The organism is Nocardioides sp. GY 10113, from assembly GCF_004919105.1.
Taxonomy (GTDB): domain Bacteria; phylum Actinomycetota; class Actinomycetes; order Propionibacteriales; family Nocardioidaceae; genus Nocardioides.
In genome coordinates this window covers 37,011-58,745 of sequence record NZ_STGK01000021.1, presented here as the reverse complement: position 1 = coordinate 58,745, position 21,735 = coordinate 37,011, and the positions used below count along the sequence as shown (strand labels likewise).

22 protein-coding genes and 1 riboswitch are annotated in these 21,735 nt (G+C 72.1%); of the genes, 8 read left to right on the top strand and 14 right to left on the bottom strand.

Annotation, left to right across the window (positions count from 1 at the left end):
• The first annotated feature begins 14 nt into the window (after positions 1-14).
• Genes E8D34_RS19450 through E8D34_RS19430 form a run of 5 tightly spaced genes read left to right on the top strand, consistent with a single transcriptional unit; the run spans position 15 to position 8,002 of the window.
• On the top strand, positions 15-3,728 hold the full coding sequence (locus tag E8D34_RS19450) for a nitrate reductase subunit alpha (RefSeq protein WP_206056770.1): 3,714 nt from the start codon (positions 15-17) through the stop codon (positions 3,726-3,728).
• The gene (narH, locus tag E8D34_RS19445) at positions 3,728-5,383 is read left to right on the top strand and encodes a nitrate reductase subunit beta (protein ID WP_136595765.1); all 1,656 of its coding nucleotides are present in this window, start codon (positions 3,728-3,730) and stop codon (positions 5,381-5,383) included. The genes E8D34_RS19450 and narH overlap by 1 nt, the downstream gene beginning before the upstream one ends.
• On the top strand, positions 5,380-6,030 hold the full coding sequence (gene narJ, locus E8D34_RS19440) for a nitrate reductase molybdenum cofactor assembly chaperone (RefSeq protein WP_136595766.1): 651 nt from the start codon (positions 5,380-5,382) through the stop codon (positions 6,028-6,030). Before narH ends, narJ begins: the two co-directional genes overlap by 4 nt.
• The gene (narI, locus tag E8D34_RS19435; RefSeq protein WP_136595767.1) at positions 6,030-6,773 is read left to right on the top strand and encodes a respiratory nitrate reductase subunit gamma; all 744 of its coding nucleotides are present in this window, start codon (positions 6,030-6,032) and stop codon (positions 6,771-6,773) included. The genes narJ and narI overlap by 1 nt, the downstream gene beginning before the upstream one ends.
• An 11-nt stretch (positions 6,774-6,784) precedes the next feature.
• Positions 6,785-8,002 (top strand): MFS transporter, encoded by a 1,218-nt coding sequence (locus E8D34_RS19430; RefSeq protein WP_136595768.1) that lies wholly within the window; start codon positions 6,785-6,787, stop codon positions 8,000-8,002.
• Here the strand turns inward: E8D34_RS19430 and E8D34_RS19425 are convergent.
• The 6 genes from E8D34_RS19425 to E8D34_RS19400 form a co-directional block, all read right to left on the bottom strand.
• Positions 7,965-8,990: a HAMP domain-containing sensor histidine kinase gene (locus E8D34_RS19425; protein ID WP_136595769.1), complete on the bottom strand. Its 1,026-nt coding sequence runs from the start codon at positions 8,988-8,990 to the stop codon at positions 7,965-7,967. The two genes, E8D34_RS19430 and E8D34_RS19425, sit on opposite strands and share 38 nt — an antisense overlap.
• An 83-nt stretch (positions 8,991-9,073) precedes the next feature.
• Complete coding sequence (locus tag E8D34_RS19420; protein WP_346763614.1) at positions 9,074-9,868, bottom strand: RNA methyltransferase; 795 nt, start codon at positions 9,866-9,868, stop codon at positions 9,074-9,076.
• A 56-nt stretch (positions 9,869-9,924) separates the two neighbouring features.
• The gene (gene rplT / locus E8D34_RS19415) at positions 9,925-10,311 is read right to left on the bottom strand and encodes a 50S ribosomal protein L20 (protein WP_136595770.1); all 387 of its coding nucleotides are present in this window, start codon (positions 10,309-10,311) and stop codon (positions 9,925-9,927) included.
• A gap of 44 nt (positions 10,312-10,355) precedes the next feature.
• Positions 10,356-10,550, bottom strand: a complete 195-nt coding sequence (gene rpmI / locus E8D34_RS19410) for a 50S ribosomal protein L35 (RefSeq protein WP_136595771.1) — start codon at positions 10,548-10,550, stop codon at positions 10,356-10,358.
• Between the two features lie 69 nt (positions 10,551-10,619).
• Positions 10,620-11,306 (bottom strand): translation initiation factor IF-3, encoded by a 687-nt coding sequence (gene infC, locus E8D34_RS19405; protein WP_240771413.1) that lies wholly within the window; start codon positions 11,304-11,306, stop codon positions 10,620-10,622.
• 310 nt (positions 11,307-11,616) lie between these two features.
• A complete protein-coding gene (locus tag E8D34_RS19400; protein WP_240771414.1) occupies positions 11,617-12,147 on the bottom strand; it encodes an SseB family protein in 531 nt (176 codons plus the stop codon).
• 106 nt (positions 12,148-12,253) lie between these two features.
• Between E8D34_RS19400 and E8D34_RS19395 the strand changes: the two genes are divergently transcribed.
• A complete protein-coding gene (locus tag E8D34_RS19395) occupies positions 12,254-13,459 on the top strand; it encodes an amino acid deaminase/aldolase (protein ID WP_168929482.1) in 1,206 nt (401 codons plus the stop codon).
• Positions 13,443-14,960 (top strand): hypothetical protein, encoded by a 1,518-nt coding sequence (locus E8D34_RS21455; protein WP_240771415.1) that lies wholly within the window; start codon positions 13,443-13,445, stop codon positions 14,958-14,960. Before E8D34_RS19395 ends, E8D34_RS21455 begins: the two co-directional genes overlap by 17 nt.
• A 115-nt stretch (positions 14,961-15,075) precedes the next feature.
• Here E8D34_RS21455 and E8D34_RS19385 read toward each other — a convergent pair whose 3' ends face one another.
• The 7 genes from E8D34_RS19385 to ribD all read right to left on the bottom strand — a co-directional run bounded on the left by E8D34_RS19385 (position 15,076) and on the right by ribD (position 20,191).
• The gene (locus E8D34_RS19385; protein ID WP_136595774.1) at positions 15,076-15,534 is read right to left on the bottom strand and encodes a PH domain-containing protein; all 459 of its coding nucleotides are present in this window, start codon (positions 15,532-15,534) and stop codon (positions 15,076-15,078) included.
• The gene (gene hisG, locus E8D34_RS19380) at positions 15,518-16,360 is read right to left on the bottom strand and encodes an ATP phosphoribosyltransferase (protein ID WP_136595775.1); all 843 of its coding nucleotides are present in this window, start codon (positions 16,358-16,360) and stop codon (positions 15,518-15,520) included. The genes E8D34_RS19385 and hisG overlap by 17 nt, the downstream gene beginning before the upstream one ends.
• A gap of 10 nt (positions 16,361-16,370) precedes the next feature.
• Positions 16,371-16,634 (bottom strand): phosphoribosyl-ATP diphosphatase, encoded by a 264-nt coding sequence (locus E8D34_RS19375; protein WP_136595776.1) that lies wholly within the window; start codon positions 16,632-16,634, stop codon positions 16,371-16,373.
• A 96-nt stretch (positions 16,635-16,730) separates the two neighbouring features.
• Positions 16,731-17,210 carry a 6,7-dimethyl-8-ribityllumazine synthase gene (gene ribH / locus E8D34_RS19370; protein WP_136595777.1) on the bottom strand — a complete coding sequence of 160 codons (480 nt, stop codon included), beginning with the start codon at positions 17,208-17,210 and terminating at the stop codon, positions 16,731-16,733.
• A 1-nt stretch (position 17,211) separates the two neighbouring features.
• Positions 17,212-18,501, bottom strand: coding sequence for a bifunctional 3,4-dihydroxy-2-butanone-4-phosphate synthase/GTP cyclohydrolase II (locus E8D34_RS19365; RefSeq protein WP_168929483.1), 1,290 nt, complete (start codon positions 18,499-18,501; stop codon positions 17,212-17,214).
• A 2-nt stretch (positions 18,502-18,503) separates the two neighbouring features.
• Positions 18,504-19,136 carry a riboflavin synthase gene (locus E8D34_RS19360; RefSeq protein ID WP_136595778.1) on the bottom strand — a complete coding sequence of 211 codons (633 nt, stop codon included), beginning with the start codon at positions 19,134-19,136 and terminating at the stop codon, positions 18,504-18,506.
• Complete coding sequence (gene ribD / locus E8D34_RS19355) at positions 19,136-20,191, bottom strand: bifunctional diaminohydroxyphosphoribosylaminopyrimidine deaminase/5-amino-6-(5-phosphoribosylamino)uracil reductase RibD (RefSeq protein ID WP_240771417.1); 1,056 nt, start codon at positions 20,189-20,191, stop codon at positions 19,136-19,138. Before ribD ends, E8D34_RS19360 begins: the two co-directional genes overlap by 1 nt.
• Positions 20,192-20,276: 85 nt before the next feature.
• Positions 20,277-20,434: riboswitch (FMN riboswitch) on the bottom strand.
• A gap of 128 nt (positions 20,435-20,562) precedes the next feature.
• On the opposite strand from ribD, the gene E8D34_RS19350 reads away from it, so the two are divergent.
• Positions 20,563-21,054: a GNAT family N-acetyltransferase gene (locus tag E8D34_RS19350; protein WP_240771418.1), complete on the top strand. Its 492-nt coding sequence runs from the start codon at positions 20,563-20,565 to the stop codon at positions 21,052-21,054.
• Here the strand turns inward: E8D34_RS19350 and rpe are convergent.
• Positions 21,044-21,712, bottom strand: coding sequence for a ribulose-phosphate 3-epimerase (rpe, locus tag E8D34_RS19345; protein ID WP_136595779.1), 669 nt, complete (start codon positions 21,710-21,712; stop codon positions 21,044-21,046). The genes E8D34_RS19350 and rpe overlap by 11 nt on opposite strands.
• Positions 21,713-21,735: the final 23 nt, after the last annotated feature.

Here is a 21,735-nt window from a genome sequence, read left to right as displayed (position 1 = left end):
AAGGGACGGGCGTCGTGGCACAGCTCTCGGGAGCAGGAACGGACGGACCGGCGTCGAACCTCCTGCTTCGCGCAGGTCGCTTCTTCACCCGCTGGGACGAGTCCGACGATGGCCGCGCGGTCTTCCGGGAGGGCGGCCGCGCCGGCGACGTCTTCTACCGGGACCGGTGGAGCCACGACAAGGTGGTGCGCTCCACCCACGGGGTGAACTGCACCGGCTCCTGCTCGTGGAAGGTCTACGTCAAGGACGGCGTGATCACCTGGGAGACCCAGCAGACCGACTACCCCTCGGTCGGGCCGGACCGCCCGGAGTACGAGCCCCGCGGCTGCCCGCGCGGCGCGGCGTTCTCCTGGTACACCTACTCCCCCACCCGGGTCCGCTACCCCTACGCCCGCGGCGTGCTGCTGGAGATGTACCGGGAGGCCAAGGAGCGCCTCGGCGACCCCGTGCTGGCATGGGCCGACATCCAGGCCGACCCGGAGCGCCGCCGCCGCTACCAGCAGGCCCGCGGCAAGGGCGGGCTGGCGCGGCTCAGCTGGGCCGAGGCGGTGGAGATGGTCGCCGCGGCGCAGGTGCACACGATCAAGGCCCACGGACCGGACCGGATCGCCACCTTCAGCCCGATCCCGGCGATGTCGATGGTCTCCCACGCGGTCGGCGCGCGCTACACCCACCTGCTCGGCGGCGCGATGACCTCCTTCTACGACTGGTACGCCGACCTGCCGGTGGCCAGCCCGCAGGTCTTCGGCGACCAGACGGACGTGCCGGAGTCCGGGGACTGGTGGGACGCGACCTACCTGATGATGTGGGGCTCGAACGTCCCGGTGACCCGCACGCCCGACGCGCACTGGATGGCCGAGGTCCGCTACCGCGGCACCAAGGTGGTCACGGTCAGCCCGGACTACGCCGACAACACGAAGTTCGCCGACGAGTGGGTGCCGGCGCAGGCGGGGACCGACGCCGCGCTGGCGATGGCGATGACGCACGTGATCCTGACCGAGTGCTACGTGGAGCGTCGGGTGCCGTTCTTCGTGGAGTACGTACGCCAGTACACCGACCTGCCGTTCCTGGTCACCCTCACCGAGAACGCCGAGCACGGCGGGCTGGTGCCCGGCAAGTTCCTCACCGCCCGCGACCTCGGCGACGAGGCGCCCGAGGCGGCCTGGAAGACGGTCCTCGTCGACGCCGCCACCGGCGAGCCGGTGGTGCCGAACGGCTCGATGGGGTTCCGGTACGCCGACTCCGGCGAGGGTCGCTGGAACCTCGACCTCGACGGCACCGTGCCGGCCCTGTCGCTGCGCGACGCCAAGGTCGACCCCGAGTCGGCCGAGGTGCTGCTGCCCTCCTACGCCGGGGCGACCGGCGAGGGCGAGGTGCTGCGCCGCGGCGTCCCGGTCACCCGGATCGCCGGCCAGCTGGTGACCACGGTCTTCGACCTGATGCTGGCCCAGCACGGCGTCGCCCGGCCCGACCTCCCCGGCGCGTGGCCCACGGGGTACGACGACGCCACCGCGCCGTACACGCCGGCGTGGCAGGCGGAGGTCACCTCGGTGCCGGCCGAGCAATGCATCCGGATCGCCCGCGAGCTCGCCCAGAACGCGCAGGACTCCGGCGGGCGCTCGATGATCATCCTCGGCGCCGGCGTCTGTCAGTGGTTCCACGCGGACGCGACGTACCGATCGATCCTGTCCCTGCTGCTGCTGACCGGAAGCATGGGGCGCAACGGCGGCGGCTGGGCGCACTACGTCGGGCAGGAGAAGTGCCGTCCGATCACCGGCTGGATCTCGCTGGCCAACAACCTGGACTGGAGCCGCCCGCCGCGCACGATGATCGGCACGGCGTACTGGTACATGCACACCGACCAGTGGCGCACCGACGGCTACCGGGCCGACGCCCTGGCCTCCCCGCTGGCCGAGGGCCACCTCGCCGGGATGCACACCGCCGACACGATCGCGCAGTCCAACCGGCTGGGCTGGATGCCGTTCTACCCGCAGTTCGACCGCAACCCGCTCGACCTGGCCGACGAGGCGAGCGCCGCGGTCGAGGCCGGCGAGGTGGCCGACGTCAACGAGTACGTCGTGGCCCGGCTCAAGGACGGCTCGCTGAAGTTCGCCATCGAGGACGTCGACGCCCCCGAGAACTGGCCGCGCACCCTCACGCTGTGGCGCTCCAACCTCTTCGGCTCCTCCGCCAAGGGCAACGAGTACTTCCTCAAGCACCTGCTCGGCACGCACTCCAACGTGATGGCCACCGAGGGCGGGCCCGACGTGCGGCCCCGCGACGTGACGTGGCGGGAGGAGGCGCCGGAGGGGAAGCTGGACCTGCTGGTCTCCGCCGACTTCCGGATGACCTCGACCACGCTGCTCTCCGACATCGTGCTGCCCGCGGCGACCTGGTACGAGAAGCACGACCTCTCCTCGACCGACATGCACCCGTTCGTGCACGCGTTCACGCCCGCCATCGACCCGCCGTGGGAGGCGCGCACCGACTTCGAGATGTTCCACCTCTTCGCCCGGCGGATCGCCGAGCTGGCGCGCGACCACCTGGGTGTCCGCAAGGACGTGGTGGCGGTGCCGATGCAGCACGACACCGCCGGGGAGACCGCCCAGCCCGGCGGCGTGGTGCTGGACTGGAAGCGCGGCGACGTCGAGCCGATCCCCGGGAGGACCATGCCGGTGCTGCAGGTGGTCGAGCGGGACTACACCGCGATCGCCGACAAGCTGGCGACCATCGGTCCGCTGGCCGACCGGCTCGGCTTCGGGGTCAAGAACGTCACCTTCGACCTGACCGAGGCGCTGCGCACGCTGGCGGCGTCCGGCGGGGTGATGGACTCCGGGGCGGGTGTCGGTCGCCCCGCGATCGACACCGACGCGAAGCTGGCCGAGGCGATCCTGACCCTGTCGGGCACCACCAACGGCGAGCTCGCCACCCAGGGTTTCCGGACCCTGGAGCGGCGGGTCGGCAAGCCCCTCGCCGACCTGGCCGAGGGCTCGGAGGAGAAGCGGATCACCTTCGCCCAGACCCAGGCCGCGCCGGTCCCCGTGATCACCTCGCCGGAGTGGTCGGGCTCGGAGACCGGCGGACGCCGCTACGCGCCGTTCACCGTCAACATCGAGCGCCAGAAGCCGTTCCACACCCTGACCGGTCGGATGCACTTCTTCCTCGACCACGACTGGATGCGCGACCTCGGCGAGGCGCTGCCGATCTACCGACCACCCCTCGACATGAACCGCCTCTTCGGGGAGCCACGGCTCGGCGCCGACGGGTCGAGCGAGATCACGGTGCGCTACCTGACGCCGCACTCGAAGTGGTCGATCCACAGCGAGTACCAGGACAACCTGTTCATGCTCTCGCTCTCCCGCGGCGGCACCTCCGCCTGGCTCAGCCCCGCCGATGCGGCGGCGATCTCGGTCGAGGACAACGACTGGATCGAGTGCACCAGCGCCAACGGCGTCTTCGTCGCCCGGGCCATCGTCAGCCACCGGATCCCGGCCGGCGTCACCTTCGTCCACCATGCGCAGGAGCGGACCATCGACGTGCCGAAGTCGGAGGCCACCGGCCGGCGCGGTGGCATCCACAACAGCGTGACGCGGGTGCTGGTCAAGCCCACCCACCTGATCGGCGGGTACGCGCAGCTCTCCTACGCGTTCAACTACCTCGGTCCCACCGGCAACCAGCGCGACGTCGTCGCCACCATCCGGCGCCGCTCGCAGGAGGTGACGTACTGATGAGAGTCATGGCCCAGATGGGCATGGTGATGAACCTCGACAAGTGCATCGGGTGCCACACCTGCTCGGTGACCTGCAAGCAGGCGTGGACCAACCGTGCGGGCACCGAGTACGTCTGGTTCAACAACGTCGAGACCCGGCCCGGGCTGGGCTACCCGCGCCGGCACGAGGACCAGGAGAGGTGGCGCGGCGGCTGGGAGGTCGACAAGTCCGGCCGGCTGCGGCTCAAGGCCGGCGGCCGGCTGAGGAAGCTGCTGACCATCTTCTCCTCCCCGGTCCAGCCCGAGCTCGCCGACTACTACGAACCGTGGACCTACGACTACGCGACGCTCATCGACGCACCGCTCGGCGACGACTTCCCGGTGGCCCGGCCCAAGTCCCTGATCACCGGCGAGGACACGAAGGTCACCTGGTCGGCCAACTGGGACGACAACCTCGGCGGCGCCACCGAGCACGGGCCGAACGACCCGATCGTGCAGAAGCTCCGGGCGGAGTCGAACGAGAGGATCAAGTTCGAGTTCGAGAAGACGTTCATGTTCTACCTGCCGCGGATCTGCGAGCACTGCCTCAACCCCGCGTGCATGGCCTCCTGCCCCTCCGGTGCGATCTACAAGCGCTCGGAGGACGGGATCGTGCTCGTGGACCAGGACAGGTGCCGCGGGTGGCGCCAGTGCATCACCGGCTGCCCGTACAAGAAGATCTACTTCAACCACAAGTCGGGCAAGGCCGAGAAGTGCACCTTCTGCTACCCCCGCGTCGAGGTGGGTCTGCCGACGGTCTGCTCCGAGACCTGCGTGGGCCGCCTCCGCTACCTGGGTCTGTTCCTCTACGACGCCGACGCGGTCACCACGGCCGCGTCCGTGCCCGACGACCGGGACCTCTACGAGGCCCAGATGGACCTGCTGCTCGACCCCGAGGACCCGGCGGTCCTCGCCGCGGCGCGGGAACAGGGGATCCCCGAGGACTGGCTGGACGCCGCCCGGCGTTCACCCGTCTACGCGCTGGCCAAGAAGTACCGGGTGGCCCTGCCGCTGCATCCGGAGTACCGCACGATGCCCATGGTCTGGTACGTCCCGCCGCTCTCGCCGGTCACCGACCTGTTGCGCGACCAGGGCCACGACGCGGAGGGCGTCGACACGCTGTTCGGCGCGATCGAGGCGCTCCGGATCCCGGTGGAGTACCTGGCCGAGCTCTTCACCGCCGGCGACACCGCGGTCGTGGACGGGGTGCTGCGCAAGCTGGCCGCGATGCGCGCCTACCTGCGCGACATCACGCTGGGGCGCGACCCGGACCCGGAGATCCCGGCCCTGGTGGGGATGAGCGGCGAGGACCTGTACGAGATGTACCGGCTGATGGCCCTCGCGAAGTACGACGAGCGCTACGTGATCCCGAAGGCACACGTCGAGCAGGCCCACGACCTGGAGGAGATCGGCTGCTCCCTCGACTACGACGAGGGGCCCGGCATGTACAGCGGCCCGCTCGGCGAGGCGAGCGGACGTCCGGCACCGGTGGCGGTGGAGACCTTCCACGCGCTCAAGCAGCGCCAGGCCAGCGACCAGCCGACGTCGGAGGAGAGCCTGCGGGGTCGGGTGAACCTGCTCAACTGGGACGGGCAGGGCACTCCGGACGGCCTCTTCCCGGAGCACCGGTCATGAGGTCGCGGCGCCCGTCCCGGCGTTCGGATCCGAGGGTCATCCACCAGGCGGCGGCATGGTGCCTGGGCTACCCCGATGCCGCCCTGCTCGAGAGGGTGCCGATGCTGCGCGGTGCGCTCGCCGAACAGCCCGGTGACGACGCCGCCCTGGCGCTGATGCGGTTCGTCGAGCACCTCGCCGCCACGGCCCCCGTCGCGCTGGTCCGCGACTACGTCGACGTCTTCGACCTGTCCAGCAAGCACACGCTCTACCTCTCCTACTGGACCGACGGCGACACGCGCCGGCGCGGGGAGACCCTGGCCGGGTTCAAGCAGCGCTACCGCGATGCCGGGCTGCTGGTGAACACCCACGGCGAGCTGCCCGACTACCTGCCGATGGTGCTGGAGTACGCCGCCCTCGCCGATCCGGAGGCAGGTCGCGCCCTGCTCCAGGAGTACCGGGCCAGCCTCGAGCTGATCCGGCTCTCCCTGGTCGACCGCGGATCGCCGTACGGGGACGTGCTGACCGCGGTCTGCGCGACGCTGCCCGGCGCCTCCCCGCGGGACCGTGCCGCCGCGATGGCGCTGGCCCGCACCGGCCCCCCGACCGAGACGGTCGGTCTCGAGCCGCTCCCCTACCCGGTCCCGCGCGCGGAAGGGGCGATCTGATGGACATCGTGCTCTGGGGCGTGCTGCCCTACCTGGCGTTCGCGGTGCTGGTCACCGGGACGATCTGGCGCTACCGCTACGACCGGTTCGGGTGGACCACCCGGTCCTCCCAGCTCTACGAGTCCCGGCTGCTGCGGATCGGCTCGCCGCTCTTCCACTTCGGGATCCTGGTCGTGATCGTCGGTCACATCGGCGGCCTGGTGATCCCCAAGTCGTGGACCGAGGCGGTCGGGGTGAACGAGGACCTCTACCACTTCAACGCGCTCTTCTTCGGCACCATCGCGGGCATCGCGACGCTGGCCGGGATCGTGATCCTGGTCTTCCGGCGGAGGACGACCGGCCCGGTCTTCATGGCCACCACGAACAACGACAAGCTGATGTACGTCCTGCTGGTCGGCGCGATCGTGCTCGGCCTCTGGACCACGCTGGTCGCGGTCGGTGCCGGCCACGACGCCCACGACTACCGGGAGACCGTCTCCCCCTGGTTCCGATCGCTGTTCCTCCTGCAGCCCGACGTGGACGCGATGGCCGCGGCACCGTTCCAGTTCCACATCCACGTCCTCGTGGCGCTGCTGCTCTTCACGCTGTGGCCCTTCACCCGCCTCGTGCACGCGTTCACCGCGCCGCTGCACTACCTGTTCCGCCCCTACATCGTCTACCGCAGCCGGGACCTCCCCGCCGGCACCGGCGCGCGCGCACCGCGCCGGGGCTGGTCGCCCGTCGGCACCCACCGCGACCAGTGAGCGAGGTACCCATGTCCACCACGAACACCGAGGTCGATCTCTCCGGACAGACGAAGAACCTGATCCTGGCCACGTGGGCCTTCGCGATCAGCTTCTGGGCCTGGAACATGATCGCCCCGCTCGGCGTCCGCTACACCGAGATCCTCGGCCTCTCCTCGACCGAGAAGTCGGTGCTGGTCGCGGTGCCGGTGATCGTCGGCTCGGTCGGCCGGATCGTCACCGGCGCGATGACCGACCGCTACGGCGGGCGGATCATGTTCCCCGCCCTGCTCGTCGTGTCGGCGCCGTTCGTGGTGCTGGTGGCCGTCGCCGGCAAGATGGAGTCGTTCGCGCTGCTGCTGGTCTTCGGCTTCTTCCTCGGCATCGCCGGCACCACGTTCGCGGTCGGCATCCCCTTCGCCAACGCCTGGTACGAGAGGAGCCGCCGCGGGTTCGCCACCGGCGTCTTCGGCGCCGGCATGGGCGGCACGGCGCTGTCGGCGTTCTTCACCCCGAGGATGGTGAACTGGTGGGGCTACACCACCACCCACGTGGTGATCGCGGTCGCGCTGGTCCTGACCGCTGTGCTCGTGTGGTTCACGATGGAGGACTCGCCGGCGTGGACCCCCAACCACGCGCCGGTCGTGCCCAAGCTGGTGGCCGCCAGCAAGCTGGCCGTCACCTGGCAGATGTCCTTCCTCTACGCCGTCGCGTTCGGCGGGTTCGTGGCGTTCTCCACCTACCTGCCGACGTACCTCAAGGACGTGTACGACTACGGGCTGACCGAGGCCGGCACCCGGACGTCGGGCTTCGCGATCGCGGCCGTGGTCTGCCGTCCGCTCGGCGGCGTGCTCGCCGACCGCGTGGGACCGCGCCTGATGGCGGCGATCGCCTTCGCCGGCGCTGCGGTGATGGCCGTCGTGCTCACCTTCCAGCCGCCCACAGAGGTGCCGGCCGGCGTGTCGTTCGTACTGATGGCCGGCTTCCTCGGCATCGGCACCGGTGCTGTGTTCACCTGGGTCGCCCAGCTGTCGCCGCCGGAACGGGTCGGCTCGGTGACCGGCATCGTCGGCGCCTGCGGTGGCCTTGGCGGGTTCTTCCCGCCGCTGGTGATGGGCGCGACCTACAACGAGGCCGACCACTCCTACACCGTCGGTCTGTCGCTGCTGGTGGTCGTGGCAGCGGCCGCGCTGGTCTTCACCCTGTTCGGCATCAAGGGCCGGCGGGCCCCAGCGGCCAGGTCAACCTGACCTCGGCTCCCCCTCCGGGGGCGTCGTCGATCACGACGTCGCCCCCGTGGGCGCGCACCAGGCCGTTGACGATGTAGAGGCCGAGCCCGGAGCCGCCGCCGGTGGCGGAGGTCCAGAACTTCGTGAACGCGCGGGCGCGCAGCGGCTCGGGGATCCCCTCCCCCTCATCGGTGACCACCACCTCGGCCCGGGTGGCGCACTCGGACGACGCGACCCGGACGCGGACGGTGCCCTCACCGTGCCGGACGGCGTTCTCGACGACGTTGGTGATCACCTGGATCACCTTGTCGGGGTCGGCCTCGATGAGCGGCCGATCCTCGACGGTCAGCTCGAGCGTGCGGGAGGTGGCCACGCCGATGGAGGCGACGACGCCCTCGGCCTTCTGGGCCAGGTCGGTCGTGCGGCGGTTCAGCCGGAGGCGCCCGGTGTCGAGCCGGGCGACGTCCAGCAGCTCGGCGATCAGCCTGCTCAACCGGTCCGCGTCGACGCTGGCCGTGGTGAGCATCAGCTTCTTCTGGTCGTCGTTGAGCTTGTCCCAACGGTTCAGCAGGGCGTGCACGAACCCCTTCACACCGGTCAACGGCGAGCGCAGCTCGTGCGCGACCGTGGCGACCAGGTCGGAGCGCTCGCGGTCGAGCCGCTCCCGGCCACGAGCGGAGCGCAGCGCGACGCCGACGGAGGTCACCGGGCCGCCGCGCCGCTCGCGGTGCAGCCGGGCGTTCACCAGCACCTCGGTCCCGTCGGCGAGCAGCCACCGCTGCTCGGGGACCGCCGTGCGGATGGCCAGGCCGCCGAAGGGATCGTGGATCTCGACCCAGCCGTGCCCGCCCTGGTCGGTCAGCGTCAGCGCGGCGGCCAGCGACCGCCCGACGAGCTCGTCGGCGGGCCGACCCAGCATCGCCGCGGCGACGGCGTTGACCGCCCGGACACCCGCGCGGTCGGCGATCACCACGCCGTCGGGCAGCAGGTCGAGTGCGGCGGCGTCCATGTCCGGGATGCTAGCCGCCGCCGCTGGTCGAGGTGCGAGCGCAGCGAGCCTCGGGACCGAGGCGGCCACCGGGACCAGCGACCTCAGGCGCGCTGGGCGCGCGCGCTGGCGTAGAGGCAGACGGCGGCCGCTGTGGCCAGGTTGAGGCTCTCCGCGCGGCCGTGGATCGGGATCCGCACCCGGTGGTCGGCCAGCTCGGCCAGCTCGGGCGGCAGGCCCCAGGCCTCGTTGCCGAACAGCCAGGCGGTGGGCCGGGCCAGCAGCTCGTCGGCCTCGAAGAGGTCCACCTCGCCGGCGCCGTCCGCGGCGAGGACGACCAGGCCGGCCTCGCGGGCGGCGGCAACCGCGGCGGCGGCGTCGCGCTCGATGGCGACGGGCAGGTGGAACAGGCTGCCGACGCTGGCGCGCACCGTCTTGGCGTTATAGGCGTCGACCGAGTCACCGGCCAGCACCACGCCCGCTGCGCCGGCGGCGTCGGCGCAACGGATCACCGTGCCGGCGTTGCCGGGGTCGCGTACGTCGGCACAGATGGCCACCAGTCGCGCCGCCTCGGGCTCGTCCCGGTCGCCAGCGTCCAGCGCGTCGACGCCGGCGCCGAGTGCGACCGGGAGCGGGCGATCCAGGAACCGGCACACCGCGACCACGCCGGCCGGCGTGACGCTGTCGGAGAGGGCGTCCATCGCCCGGTCCTCGACCAGGCTCACGGGCGTGCCGTCAGGTGCGCCGCCGAGCAGGTCGGCGTACTGCCGCGCTGCGTCGACGGTCGCGAAGACCTCGACCACGCAGCCCTCGTGGGCGAGCGCCGACTCGACGGCCTTGGGACCGTCGGCAATGAAACACCGCCGCTCGGCGCGGGCCGAGCGGCGGTGCAGCTTCACCGCGTCCTTGACCCGCGCGTTGGAGCGGGCCAGGACGGTGTGGTCAGGCGTGGGGTTCAGGCCGAGACCTTGGGCGCGTTGACGTCCTCGGGCAGGGCGGCCTTGGCCTGGGCGACCAGCGCGGAGAACGCGGCGGGCTCGTTGACGGCGAGGTCCGCGAGGATCTTGCGGTCGACCTCGACACCGGCCAGGTTCAGGCCCTGGATGAACCGGTTGTAGGTCATGCCCTCGGCGCGGGCGGCCGCGTTGATCCGCTGGATCCACAGGCGGCGGAAGTTGCCCTTGTTCTTCTTGCGGTCGTTGTAGCTGTAGACCAGCGAGTGGGTGACCTGCTCCTTGGCCTTGCGGTACAGACGCGACCGCTGGCCGCGGTAGCCGCTGGCCCGCTCCAGGGTGGTCCGACGCTTCTTCGCAGCGTTCACTGCGCGCTTGACGCGTGCCATTTTCTACTCCTCGAAACTCTGATGCCGAAAGTGGTGCGGGCGCGTCAGCGACCGAGCAGCTTCTTCGCGCGGGGGACGTCGTTCTTCGCAACCTCGGTGGTGCCGGTCATGCGCCGGGTCACCTTCGAGGCCTTCTTCTCCAGGTTGTGGCGCTTGCCGGCCTTCTCCCGAAGGATCTTGCCGGAGCCCGTGACGCGGAAGCGCTTGCTGGCACCGGAGTGGGTCTTGTTCTTCGGCATCTCTACAACTCTCTCGTCTCGCGCACCACCGGGCGCAGCAGCGCCCGGCGGTGTCACGGGGGGTTTCTCTTACAGGTCGATGTCGGGGTCGAGGGCCTCGTTGGCCCGCTTCGCCTTCTTCGTCGCGGCGGGCTGGACCGCGGTGCGCTCGGCGCGCTCCTCGGCCTGCTCGGCAGCCTTCTCGGCGGCGGCCTCCTGCTTGGCGGCCTTCACCTCGGCCTTCGCCTCGGCCTTCTTCTTGTGCGGCCCCAGGACCATGATCATGTTGCGGCCGTCCTGCTTCGGGTTCGACTCCACGAACCCGAGGTCAGCGACGTCCTCGGCCAGCTTCTGCAGCAGCCGGAACCCCAGCTCGGGGCGGTGCTGCTCGCGGCCGCGGAACATGATCGTGATCTTGACCTTGTCGCCGGCCTTGAGGAAGCGAACGACGTGACCCTTCTTGGTCTCGTAGTCGTGCGCGTCGATCTTCGGCCGGAGCTTCATCTCCTTGATGATGACGTTGGTCTGGTTCCGTCGCGCTTCACGGGCCTTCTGGGCGTTCTCGTACTTGAACTTCCCGTAGTCCATGAGCTTGCAGACGGGGGGACGCGCCATCGGCGCGACCTCGACCAGGTCCAGGTCGGCCTCCTGGGCCAGCTTGAGCGCCTGGTCGGTGGGGACGATGCCGACGGTCTCGCCGTTGGGTCCCACGAGCCGGACCTCGGGTACCCGGATCCGCTCGTTGATGCGCAGCTCGGTGCTGATGTGTCCTCCCAACTCGTTCGGTCGGAGGCTCCTGATCGCCGGCTGCGACACCGGCGGAAAAACTGAGAAGGCCTCCGCTGTTCAAGCGGAGGCCAGTCGGGACACCTCGTCGCGCACGCTTCGCGCGCTCCTGTGTGCCAGGGACCGGACCCGACGACCTGGAACTGCTGCGGTCGGTGCGGGTGGGAGTCGATATCTCGCTGACTCCGCTTGTGGATGCGTGCTCCACTCACGTGGATCACTGCATCAGTCAACCAAGATGGTACCGGAGTTGTTCCGCTGCGGGCGAATCCACGACGGGCGCCACGGCACGGCCGTCGCCCTAGGGGGCCTCCTCGGACTGGGCGCCCAGCCAGCCCCAGGTCCCGTCCTCCAGCCGCACCGGTTGCCAGCCGGCGGCGATCCGGGTCAGGTCGTCGCCCTCGAGCACGAAAGGCGACGGTCCGGCGATGTCGACCACGAGCGCAGCGGCGCCCTCCTGGACGGCCGTCGCGGCGGCCAGCGCGGTCGCGACCGGTACCGGTCGCGCCTCCGGGTCCCAGGCCGTCAGCGTCGCAGTGCTGGAGAAGGAGAGCAGCGCCGTTCGCCCGTCGCTCCCGGTCATCAGCACCGCGGCCATGTCGCTGGACTTGTCGCGCGCCAGCCCGTCCTCGCCGTACTCGACCTCGCCGAGGACCGCCACCACCGGCACCAACAGGCGGGCGCCGGCCAGCGCGGCCAGCACCCTCGGGTACGACGCGGAGCTGTCGCCCCAGGCCGCCAGCGCCCGCTCCAGTGCCGGGTCGGCCGACCCGTCGTCGTCCACGTAGGCCGATCCCTGCAGCTGCCGGCCCTCGCCCCGCGGTTCGCTCACCCGCACATCATCGCATCCGTGGAACCATGTCCCCGTGCACCAGGCCCGTCCCCCCGCTCGCCCCGCGGTCGCCGGCCGCGGAACCTCGGTCCCCCCCACCAGCCTCGTGGCGCGCAACCGCCTCGCCGACCGGCTCCGCACCGCGGTCGCCGCCGCCGGCGAGCCGCTGCCGACGCCCGTCTTCGTGGTCGACCTCGACGCCTTCGACGCCAACGCCGACGACCTGGCACGCCGCGCCGCCGGTACCCCGATCCGGGTCGCCTCGAAGTCACTGCGCGTGCCGGCGCTGATCACCCGGGCGCTCGAGCACCCCGGCTTCGCAGGCGTCCTCTGCTACACGCTGGCCGAGGCGCTCTGGCTGGAGGAGCACGACGTCAGCGACGACCTGGTCGTCGCCTACCCCAGCGTCGATCGTGCGGCGCTCGCGCGCCTGGTCGCCTCGCCCCGCGCGGCCTCCCGGATCACGCTGATGATCGACGACCCCGCCCACCTCGACGCCGTCGACGCGCTGCGGGCCTCCACAGCGGTGCCGATCCGGATCGCGATCGACGTCGACGCCGGCCTGCGCTGGGCCGGCCGGGCGATCGGCCCCCAGCGCTCACCCCTCTTCGACCTCGGGTCGGTCGTGGCACTGGCCCGCGCGGTCGTCGACCGCAAGGGCTTCCACCTGGTCGGGCTGATGACCTACGAGGGCCAGGTCGCCGGCGTCCCGGACGCGGTGCCGACGCAGCGCGCGAGGTCCGCGATCGTGCGCCGGATCAAGGAGCGCTCGATCGCCCAGCTCGGTGACCGGCGTGCCGCCGTCGCCGAGGCGCTGGCGGGCCTCGGGGAGCCGCTGGAGTTCTTCAACGCCGGCGGCTCGGGGTCCCTGGAGTCCTCCGCGGCGGACCCGGTCGTCACCGAGGTGACCGCCGGCTCCGGCCTGCTGGTGCCGACGCTGTTCGACCACTACCGAGCCTTCGAGCCGCGCCCCGCCGCCTTCTTCGGGCTGCCGGTCACCCGGATCCCCGGCCCCGGCGTGGTCACCGTCCACGGCGGTGGCCTGATCGCCTCCGGCCCGACCGGCGGCGACCGGGCCCCGACCCCGTGGGCGCCGTCCGGGCTGGAGCTGACCGGCTTCGAGGGCGCCGGCGAGGTGCAGACTCCGCTGACCGGACCGGGCACCGCGCGGCTGGGGATCGGCGACCTGGTCTGGTTCCGGCACGCGAAGTCGGGCGAGCCGTTCGAGCACGGGCTCCACGCCCACCTGCTGCAGGGGGCGGAGCTCGTCGAGGCGGCGCCCACCTACCGGGGGCATGGCCTCGCCTTCTGAGCCCGCCGAGCTCGCCGCCGAGGTCCTGGCGCTCGCCGCCGCGCGGCCGGCGACGCTGGGCCGGGGACGACTGATCTGCCTCGACGGGCTGGCCGGCGCCGGGAAGTCCACCCTCGCCGGCGAGATCGCCCGTCTGCGGCCGGACGCGGCCGTGCTCGCCACCGACGAGATGCTCGCGGGATGGCACGGGCTGCCCGGCCTCGGCGGGACGCTGGACGCGCTGCTGCGCCCCCTGGCGCTCGGGCGGGCGGGTCGCTGGCGGCGGTGGGACTGGCACGCGTCGGACTGGGCGGAGGTCCGCGTCCAGGAACCCGTCGACCTCCTGGTGCTCGAGGGCGTCGGCTCCGCGTCGACGCCGATCGACGACCTGATCACCGTGCGCGTCTGGGTGGAGGCCGACCGCGGCGAACGACTGGAGCGCGGGCTGATCCGCGACGGCGAGGCGATGCGCGCACACTGGCTCACCTGGATGGCCGACGAGGCCGACCACCACCGCGGTCACCGCACGCGGCAGCGCGCCGACCTGCGGTACGACACCGGAACCGCGCGGCGCCCGCGCGACCCGTCCTGGGCCCAGCCTCCTAGCCTGACCCCTGTGATCGCACCCACCGGCACCCAGTACGAGATCGCGGCGGCCGGCTACCGGGCCGTGGTCACCGAGAGCGGGGCCGCGCTGCGCTGCCTGGCCCACGACGGCCGCGCCCTCATCGATGGCTTCGAGGAGTCGGCGATGCCGACGGCCGGCTCGGGCCAGGTGCTGGTGCCGTGGCCCAACCGGATCCGCGACGGCAGGTACGACTTCGACGGCCGCACCCACCAGCTGCCGCTGAGCGAGCCCGCTCGTGCCAACGCCTCCCACGGCCTGGTCCGCTGGGCGGCCTGGAGGCCGAGCGAGCACACCGCCGACGCGATCACGATGGCCTACCGGCTGCCCGCCCAGAGCGGCTACCCGTGGCTGCTCGACCTGACCATCAGCTACGCCCTCGACGGCGACGGTCTCACCGTCACCCAGACGGCCACCAACCGCGGCGACCGCCCGGCGCCGTACGCCGCCGGGCACCACCCCTACCTCCGGGTCGACGGCGAGGGGTGCGACGGCTGGACGCTCGGCCTGCCCGCCGCGACCCGCCTGGAGCGCGACGCCGAGCGCCTGCTGCCGACGGGCCGCAGCGACGTGGCCGAGATCGGCGTCGACTTCCGCGAGCCGCGGCCGATCGGCGACACGGTGCTGGACCACGCCTTCACCGACCTCGAACGCGACGACGCCGGCGTGGCGACGACGACCCTGACCGGGGCCGACGGCCGCGGCGTCGCGCTGTGGGTCGACCACCGGCACCCGTGGCTCCAGGTCTTCACGGCCGACGGCACACCGAAGGACCGCCGCTGCCTCGCGGTGGAGCCGATGACCTCTCCCCCGGACGCCTTCAACTCCGGCGAGGACCTGGTGCGGATCGAGCCGGGCGCCACCTTCGCGGCGGCCTGGGGCATCCGCGCCCTCTGAACGGACCCGGCGGCCTCGGCTCCGAGGCCCGCTGCACTCGCGCCTCAACCAGCGGCCCGCCGCTGGTTGAGGCGCGAGGCCGCCTGCGGCCGAGCCTCGAAACCGAGGCGGCGGGTCAGGCTGACTGCTGCGCGACCACGGCCTTGAGCTCGCGGACCGCGGTCCGTGCCCGGGCGCCGTCGGAGCCGTGGATGCCGAGCATCGAGATCGTGCTGCCGTCGTCGAGGTCCAGCGTCGGCCACGGCGCGCCCTGCGGCATCCGCACCAGCACCACCTGGGCCCAGTCGAAGTGGCGCCGCCGGTAGCCGTTGACCACCGTCAGGCCGTCCTCGTCGGCGGTCACCCGCGAGCGGGCCATCGCGAAGAGCAGGGCCACGCCGGTCAGCACGATGCCGATGACGGTCGCCCGCTCCAGCACGTTGATGGCGTCCTTGGTCTGCTGGTCGAAGCTCAGCCAGAGCCAGACGAACGCTGCGACGAGCACCGTCCCGAAGACGACGGCGGCGATGCGCGGCCCGAAGGGCCGCCAGGTCCGCGGCAACTCGATCGCCCCGCCCTCAGATGCGGGAGGCATGGAGGTCGGTGGTGATGATGCCGCGCGCGCCGATCACGAAGAGCTCGTCCATCACCTTCTGGGCTCGCTTGCGAGGGACCATCGAGCGCACCGCGACCCAGCCCTCGCGATGCAACGGGGAGACGGTCGGGCTCTCGATGCCCGGCGTCAGCGCGACGGCCTCCTCGACCCGCTCGGCGCGGATGTCGTAGTCCATCATCACGTAGGTCCGGGCGACCATGACTCCCTTGAGCCGGCGGGCGAAGACCTCGAAGCCGGGCGGGTCCTCGCCGGGACGGGTGATCATCACGCCCTCGGACTCCGCGATCACCTCTCCGAAGACCTCCAGCCCGGCCGCGCGCAGGGTGCTGCCGGTCTCCACGACGTCGGCGACCACGTCGGCGACGCCCAGCTGGATGCTGATCTCCACGGCGCCGTCGAGCTTGACCACCGTGGCGTCGATCCCGCGGCGGCCCAGGTAGGCGCGGAGCATCCCGTCGTACGACGTGGCGATCCGCTTGCCGACCAGCTCGGTCTCGCTGGTGGCGGTTCCCGGCCGGGCGGCGAACCGGAACGCCGAGCGCCCGAAGCCGAGCTGCAGGGCCTCCTCGGCCTTGGCGCCGGAGTCGACCAGCAGGTCGCGGCCGGTGATGCCGACGTCGAGCGTGCCCTCGCCGACGTAGACCGCGATGTCGCGCGGGCGCAGGTAGAAGAACTCGACCTCGTTCTCGGGGTCGTAGGTGGTCAGCTGCTTGGTGTCGGTGCGCTGCGCGTACCCCGCCTCGCGGAGCATCGTGGTGGCGGCCTCCGACAGCGAGCCCTTGTTCGGGATCGCGACTCTGAGCATGGAACCTCTCCTAGAGGTGGGTGTAGACGTCCTCGAGCGACAGTCCGCTCGCGATCATGAGCACCTGGGCGTGGTAGAGCAGCTGGCTGATCTCCTCGGCCGTCCGCTCCGGGCCCTCGTGCTCGGCGGCCATCCACGACTCGGCGGCCTCCTCGACCAGCTTCTTGCCGATCGAATGGACCCCGGCGTCGAGCCACCGCACGGTGCCCGAGCCGTCGGGCCGCTCCCGCGACACCTGGACCAACTCGGTGAACAGCTCCTCGAACGTCTTCACGGGCCCAAGCGTAGCCAGAGCCGGCGCGCGATGGGGCGCCGGCGGCCACCGGTGGACGCCTGGACCGATGACCGGCGCCCGCTCCGGGGACGGGGATCAGACGTGGCGGCGGTGCCGGCGCAGGAGCTGGGCCGTCTGCAGCGCGGCCGCGGCGGCCTCGTAGCCCTTGTCCTCCGACGAGCCGTCGAGCCCCGCCCGGTCGAGCGCCTGTTGCTCGTTGTCGCAGGTCAGCACGCCGAACCCGACCGGCACGTGAGCGTCGATCGAGACCCGCGTCAGGCCATCGGTGGCGGCGTTGCACACGTACTCGAAGTGCGGGGTGCCGCCGCGGATCACGACGCCGAGCGCCACGATCACGTCGTACGACGGCGCCAGGGTCGCCGCCGTGACCGGCAGCTCGAACGTGCCGGGGACCCGCACCACGACCGGCGCCTCGACCTTGTGGTCGTCGAAGGCGCGCTGCGCGCCGGCCAGCAGGCCGTCCATCACCTCGGTGTGCCAGCTCGAGGCGATCACCACGACCCGCAGGTCGTGGCAGTCGATCGGCTCGATGTCGGGGGCGCCGTGTCCGGCCATGTCAGTTCGCTCCTGTGCTCGGGGAGTCGGCTGCGTTCCCGGGGACCGTACCCGCGACGCCGACCGGGTCGGTCAGGTGGGGCAGGTCGTGGCCCATCCGGTCCCGCTTGGTCAGCAGATAGGTCAGGTTGTGCCCGTTGGGGTGCGGGGTGAGCGGGATCCGCTCGGAGACCTTGATCCCGTAGTCCTCCAGGTCGGCGACCTTGTCCGGGTTGTTGGTCAGCAGTCGCACCTCGCCGATGCCCAGGTCGCGCAGGATCTGGGTGGCCGCGCCGTAGTGGCGGGCGTCGGCCGGCAGGCCCAGGTCGAGGTTGGCGTCCACGGTGTCGCGGCCGCCGTCCTGCAGCTGGTAGGCCTGCAGCTTGGCGACCAGGCCGATGCCGCGGCCCTCGTGCCCGCGCAGGTAGACCACGACACCGCGGCCCTCCTGCACGATCCGGTCCATCGCCTCGTCCAGCTGGGGACCGCAGTCGCAGCGGCTGGAGCCGAAGACGTCGCCGGTCAGGCACTCCGAGTGCACCCGGGTCAGTACCGGGGTGCCGTCGCGGAGCGCCTCGGTGTCGCCGTAGACGAGGGCGACGTGCTCGCTGTCGTCGACGGTGATCCGGTAGCCGTACGCGGTGAAGTCGCCATGGCTCGTGGGCAGCCGGGTCTCCGCCTCCCGGACGACGTGCACCTCGGTGCGGCGGCGGTAGCGGACCAGGTCCTCGATGGAGATCATCGCCAGGTCGTGCTCGTCGGCGAACTCACGCAGCTCCGTGGCACGCTTCATCGTGCCGTCCTCGTTGACCACCTCGACGAGCACGCCGGCCGGGGTGAGGCCGGCGGCACGCGCCAGGTCGACGGCTGCCTCGGTGTGGCCGCGGCGGACCAGCACCCCGCCCTCGCGGTAGCGCAGCGGGAAGACGTGGCCGGGCCGGGTGATCTCCCACGGCTCGGTGGCGGAGTCCGCGAGCACCCGCGCCGTGTGGGCGCGGTCCGCGGCGGAGATGCCGGTGCTGACGCCGTCGCGCGCGTCCACCGAGATCGTGTACGCCGTGCGGTAGGCGTCCTTGTTGTGCGGGGTCATCAGCGGGATCTCGAGCCGGTCCAGCATCTCGCCCGGCATCGGCACGCAGATCACGCCGCTGGAGTGGCGGATCGTGAAGGCCATCAGCTCGGGGGTCGCCTTGGCGGCGGCGAAGATGATGTCGCCCTCGTTCTCGCGGTCCTCGTCGTCGACCACGATGACCGCCTTGCCGGCGGCGATGTCGGCGATGGCCCGCTCGACGGGGTCCAGGCGCACGGACATGTTCAGTTCTCCTTCTGCTGCTGCGTGCTGCTGCGGTCCGCGTCCACGTAGGCGCGGACCAGCTTCTCGACGTGCTTGGCGAGGACGTCGACCTCGAGGTTGACGAGGTCGCCGGGCTGCCGGAACCCGAGGGTGGTGCGGGCGAGCGTCTCGGGGATCAGGCTGACCGTGAAGGCGTCGTCCTTCGCCTCCACCACCGTCAGCGAGGTGCCGTCGACGGTGATCGAGCCCTTGTCCACCAGGTACCGGGAGAGCTCGGCGGGCATCTCGATCTCGACCAGGTCCCAGTGCTCGCTGGGCTGCCGGGACCGGATCCGGCCGACGCCGTCGACATGGCCCTGGACGACGTGGCCGCCGAGCCGCTTCTCCGCGGTGACGGCGCGCTCCAGGTTGACCCGGTCGCCGGCGACCAGCGTGCCGGTGCTGGTCTTGGCCAGCGTCTCGGCCATCACGTCGGCGGTCCAGGAGTCCTCGGTCCGCTCGGCGACGGTCAGGCAGACGCCGTTGACCGCGATCGAGTCGCCCAGCCCGGCGTCGCTCAGCGTGAGGTCCGCGGCGATGGTGACCCGCACCGCGTCGCCCTGGTCCTCGACCGCGCGGACGGTGCCGAGCTCCTCGACGATTCCGGTGAACATCAGTGGTCCTTCCGTTCGGGCCGCGCGGGCCGCGCGAGGAGGCGGACGTTGGCGTCCGGGCCCTCGCCGACCAAGACGGCGTCGACGAGCTCCAGGCGGAGCGCGTCGTCGATGGTGGCGATGCCGAGGTCGGCGACGGCGTTCCGTCCCGCCCCCAACAGGGTGGGTGCGACGTAGGCCACGACCTCGTCGACGAGGCCGGCGGCCAGGAAGGCGGCGGCCAGGGTCGGCCCGCCCTCGAGGAAGACGTGCTGGCGCCCCCGCTGCCAGAGCTCGGCGAGCGCCTTCTCGGGGTCGCGGGTGCGCAGGTGGACGGTCTCGGCATCGTCGTTGAGCACCCTGCTGCCGGACGGGAGGTCGCGCTCCCCCATCACCGCGCGCAGCGGCTGGACCGGCAGCGGCCGGTCCTCGGCGTCCCGGACCGTGAGCAGCGGGTCGTCCTCGACCACGGTGCCGGTGCCCACCAGCATCGTGTCGCACAACGAGCGCAGCCGGTGGCTGTCGCGGCGGGCGGCCGCGCTGGAGACCCAGCGGCTGGTGCCGTCCGCGGCAGCGCTGCGCCCGTCCAGCGTGGTGGCGAACTTCCAGGTGACGAACGGCCGCTGCTCGCGGCGCGCCACGTCGTAGACGTGCGCGAGCGCGGCGGCCTCGTCGGCGAGCAGGCCGGCCTCGACCTCGATCCCGGCCGCGCGCAGGGTTGCGGCGCCGCCGCTGGCGACCTGGTTGGCGTCGCCCTCGGCATAGACGACCCGTCGTACGCCGGCGGCGATGAGGGCCTCGGCGCAGGGGCCCGTGCGGCCGGTGTGGTTGCAGGGCTCGAGGGTGACCACGGCGGTGCTGCCGCGGGCGGCGTCGCCGGCCCGGGCCAGCGCGTCAGCCTCCGCGTGGGCGGTGCCCGGGCCGCGGTGGTAGCCCTCGGCGACCGTGCGACCCTCCTCGTCGAGCAGGACACAGCCGACACGGCGGGTGTCGGCGACCATCGGCACGCCGGGGGTCGCGGCGAGCACGAGGGCGCGGCGCATCGCGCTGCGCTCTGCGCTGGACTGGTCGCCCACCTCGTGTCCTCACGGTTGTCGGTGCGCTCACGACTCCGGGGCGAGGGGACGCACGGCGCGTGGCGGGCCACGTCGCTCGATGCGTGTGCGTGCACTTCCCATCCGGACTTTGACCGTCGGCCCAGGAATCCCACCTGGTCAACCGTCCACTGGCTGTGGACGGGTCGCGGGCTTCTGCACCGAAGCGGATGCTTCGGACCAGTCACCGCCGGCTCGGAGTTTCACCGACCCCAGAGCACGCAAGCTCTTGACTCCATGGTGACATACGCCGAGCGGCCGCTGCGCATCGATGTCGGTGAGCGGACGCCGAGTGCCGTCCCGCCCAGCGACGGCTCCCCGGATCGCGGTCCGGCCTGGGGCAGACTGCCAGCGTGCCACTCACCATCGAGGTCGCGTCCGGGCCGATGCTCGAGGGCTGGCGGGCGATCCACAACGCGATCATCCCGACGCATCCGCTCTCCGCCGACGACGTCGCCGAGCGCGCCACCCGGCACCGGCTCACCGTGGCCCGCGCCGGCGGTGCGCTGGTCGGCAACGCGACGCTGCGGCCGCCGCGGTCCCCGGACCAGGTGGCGACCGTGATCGTGCGGATCCTGCCGGCGTACCGCCGCAACGGGCACGGCACGGAGTACCTCCAGGCGGAGCTGGCCCGCGCCCGTGCCGACGGCGCCGAGCGCATCGAGACGGTGGTGCTGGTCTCCCACGAGGCCGGGCTGGCGTTCGCGCACCGCCACGGCTTCGTCGAGCACGACCGGTACCTGCTGGACGGCGACCTCGTCCCGTACGCGGACCTGCACCTGCCCGCCGGGGCGGACACCGGCGCCGACGGCGGGGCCGACTCCGAGGCCGGGCTCAGCCGCTGACCGCGGCGGCGGCGCGTTCGCGCAGCGCGGTGACCATCGCGTCGGGGTCCTCGGCGGAGTAGACGGCCGACCCGGCGACGAAGACGTCGGCGCCGGCCTCGGCGCAGCGCTCGATGGTCTCCAGCGAGACGCCGCCGTCCACCTGCAGCCAGGTCTCGACGCCGTGCTTGGCCATCAGCGCACGGGCGCGGCGGATCTTGGGCAGCACCAGGTCGAGGAACTTCTGGCCGCCGAAGCCGGGCTCGACGGTCATCAGCAGCAGCATGTCGAGCTCGGCAAGCATGTCCTCGTAGGGCTCGACCGGGGTGGCCGGCCGCAGCGCCATCGAGGCGCGGGCGCCGGCGGCGCGGATCTCCCGCGCCAGGCGGACCGGGGCCTGGGCGGCCTCGACGTGGAAGGTGACCGAGTCGCAGCCGGCCTCGGCGTACGTCACCGCGTGCCGGTCGACGTCGGCGATCATCAGGTGCGCGTCGAGCGGGGTCTCGGTTGACCGGGCGAGCGCCTCGACCATGGTCGGACCGAAGGTCAGGTTCGGCACGAAGTGGTTGTCCATCACGTCGACGTGGATCCAGTCGGCGCTGGGGATCCGGGCGACCTCCTCGCCGAGGCGGGCGAAGTCGGCGTTCAGGATGGATGGCGTGATCTGGATGTCTCCCACGGCCACGAGTCTAGGGAGCGCCC

Bases quoted from the DNA above. Each gene is read 5' to 3' on its own strand.
- narH (WP_136595765.1), top strand. From the start codon at position 3,728: ATGAGAGTCATGGCCCAGATGGGCATGGTGATGAACCTCGACAAGTGC.
- narJ (WP_136595766.1), top strand. From the start codon at position 5,380: ATGAGGTCGCGGCGCCCGTCCCGGCGTTCGGATCCGAGGGTCATCCAC.
- narI (WP_136595767.1), top strand. From the start codon at position 6,030: ATGGACATCGTGCTCTGGGGCGTGCTGCCCTACCTGGCGTTCGCGGTG.
- E8D34_RS19430 (WP_136595768.1), top strand. From the start codon at position 6,785: ATGTCCACCACGAACACCGAGGTCGATCTCTCCGGACAGACGAAGAAC.
- E8D34_RS19425 (WP_136595769.1), bottom strand. From the start codon at position 8,990: ATGGACGCCGCCGCACTCGACCTGCTGCCCGACGGCGTGGTGATCGCC.
- rplT (WP_136595770.1), bottom strand. From the start codon at position 10,311: ATGGCACGCGTCAAGCGCGCAGTGAACGCTGCGAAGAAGCGTCGGACC.
- rpmI (WP_136595771.1), bottom strand. From the start codon at position 10,550: ATGCCGAAGAACAAGACCCACTCCGGTGCCAGCAAGCGCTTCCGCGTC.
- E8D34_RS21455 (WP_240771415.1), top strand. From the start codon at position 13,443: ATGGCCTCGCCTTCTGAGCCCGCCGAGCTCGCCGCCGAGGTCCTGGCG.
- E8D34_RS19385 (WP_136595774.1), bottom strand. From the start codon at position 15,534: ATGCCTCCCGCATCTGAGGGCGGGGCGATCGAGTTGCCGCGGACCTGG.
- hisG (WP_136595775.1), bottom strand. From the start codon at position 16,360: ATGCTCAGAGTCGCGATCCCGAACAAGGGCTCGCTGTCGGAGGCCGCC.
- ribH (WP_136595777.1), bottom strand. From the start codon at position 17,210: ATGGCCGGACACGGCGCCCCCGACATCGAGCCGATCGACTGCCACGAC.
- E8D34_RS19365 (WP_168929483.1), bottom strand. From the start codon at position 18,501: ATGTCCGTGCGCCTGGACCCCGTCGAGCGGGCCATCGCCGACATCGCC.
- E8D34_RS19360 (WP_136595778.1), bottom strand. From the start codon at position 19,136: ATGTTCACCGGAATCGTCGAGGAGCTCGGCACCGTCCGCGCGGTCGAG.